Here is a 1,869-nt window from a genome sequence, read left to right as displayed (position 1 = left end):
GCGGGATACCGCTCCTTGGCGTTGCCTTCATCGGCGACGAGAATATCGAAACACAGCGCATTATCGCCAGGTTCGGCAAGGTCAGACGGCTTGGCCGTCTCGCATCGCTTCCGCATCTCAGTCCCGCATATCTGCTCGAGGCTTTTGAACGCGGCTTCGATCGCGCGTCATTTTCGGAGATGACCTCATGAAACCCTCGCCCGTCTGGCACCCGTTCACGCAGCACGCGCTGGAACCCCGGATGGAGCGCATTGCCTCGACGGAAGGTGCCTATCTGTTCGACGAGCAGAGCCGGGCCTATCTGGACATGATCTCGTCCTGGTGGGTCATCACACATGGTCATCGGCACCGGCCGATCATGGATGCGATCCGTGACGCGACCCAGCGCTTCGACCAGATCATATTTGCGGAATTTTCGCACGAACCTGCCGAAATATTGGCGGCGGGCCTCATCCAGATCGCCCCGGCCGGGCTAAAACATGTCTTCTATTCCGACAGCGGCTCGACCTCTGTCGAGGTGGCGCTCAAGATGGCGCTTGGCTTTTTCCATAATCATGGAGAAGGACGCGATCGCATCGTTGTTTTGGAACACAGCTACCACGGTGACACGATCGGCACGATGTCGGCAGGAGAGCGCGGCATCTTCAATGCCGCCTACGAGCCGCTGCTGTTCGGCGTCGACCGGCTTAGCTTTCCGATCGCCGGAGAGGAAGAACGCACGCTCGACATGTTTGAGCGTTTCTGCCGCTCCGGCCGGGTTGCGGCCTTGCTGATCGAGCCACTCGTGTTAGGGGCCGGGGGCATGAAGATCTATGATGCCGGCGTGCTGCGTGCACTAAAGGAGATTTCCGAACGTTACGGCTGCCTGCTGATTGCTGATGAGGTAATGACCGGTTGGGGGCGGACCGGAACGATCTTTGCCTGCGAGCAGGCCGGTATCACGCCTGATATCCTCTGCCTGTCCAAGGGATTAACCGGCGGCGCTGTCCCACTGGCCGCAACCTTGTGCGGCAGCGCGATCTTCGATGCGCATCTTTCTAGCGACCGGCGCAAGACGTTCTTCCATTCGAGTTCCTACACGGCAAATCCGATCGCTTGCGCGGCCGGGGTCGCCAATCTCGGCGTCTGGGATAAAGAACCGGTGCGCGACCGCATAGGAGCGCTGGAAGCTGCCCAGCGACGGCACCTGGCCCGCTTCGAGGACGACCGGCGCTTTTCCAATAGCCGGCAGATCGGGACAATCACGGCGCTCGATCTCGTCGTTCCCTCGGACGGATACCTTGCCGATGTCGGCCCGGCAATGCGGCGATTGTTCCGCGAGCGGGGCCTGCTCCTGCGGCCGCTGGGCAACGTCATTTACCTGATGCCGCCCTATTGCGTGACGGAAGATGAAATCGCGCGCACCTATGAGGCAATCGATGAGGTTTCCTCCATCGTTCTAGGAAAGGCCTGATCATGCGGGCAGAATCGTCGCGAATGGCCGGTTTTGGTCATGCCGTACCGGCGCGATGCGTTGACAACGCCGAGATAGAGGCCAGCTTCGGCCTTGAGGCAGGCTGGATCGAACGCAGAACCGGCATTCGCACGCGCTACTGGGCGGACGATGACGAGACGCTGAGCGGCCTCGCCGCCAAGGCCGGTCGCTTGGCGATCGAGGATGCCGCAATCGGCCGAGACGATGTTGCGTTGACATTGCTTGCAACATCGACGCCCGATCACCTTCTGCCGCCCTCGGCGCCGCTGCTTGCCCGACAACTGGGGCTGGGAAACTCGGGCGCCGTTGATCTTGCTGGCGCCTGTTGCGGTTTCCTTTACGCACTGACGCTTGCCGACAGTTTCGTGCGTGCCCACGGGCGCGCCGTCCTGGTC

The 1,869-nt window shown here is 61.4% G+C and carries 1 protein-coding gene and 2 pseudogenes; all 3 read left to right on the top strand.

Going from position 1 to position 1,869, the window contains the following annotated elements; genetic code table 11:
• A pseudogene (locus AC1D35_RS35815) lies at window positions 1-191 on the top strand (dethiobiotin synthase); the annotation flags it as partial.
• Window positions 188-1,453 (top strand): adenosylmethionine--8-amino-7-oxononanoate transaminase, encoded by a 1,266-nt coding sequence (locus AC1D35_RS35810; RefSeq protein ID WP_477942717.1) that lies wholly within the window; start codon window positions 188-190, stop codon window positions 1,451-1,453. The pseudogene AC1D35_RS35815 and the gene AC1D35_RS35810, both read left to right, overlap by 4 nt.
• A gap of 2 nt (window positions 1,454-1,455) precedes the next feature.
• A pseudogene (locus AC1D35_RS35805) lies at window positions 1,456-1,869 on the top strand (3-oxoacyl-ACP synthase); the annotation flags it as partial.

It is taken from the genome of Rhizobium sp. P1_E6 (genome assembly GCF_056405875.1).
This window is presented reverse-complemented; position numbering and strand designations above follow the sequence as displayed.

Excerpts from the sequence above, each read along its gene's own strand:
- AC1D35_RS35810 (WP_477942717.1), top strand. The coding sequence starts at position 188 with ATGAAACCCTCGCCCGTCTGGCACCCGTTCACGCAGCACGCGCTGGAA.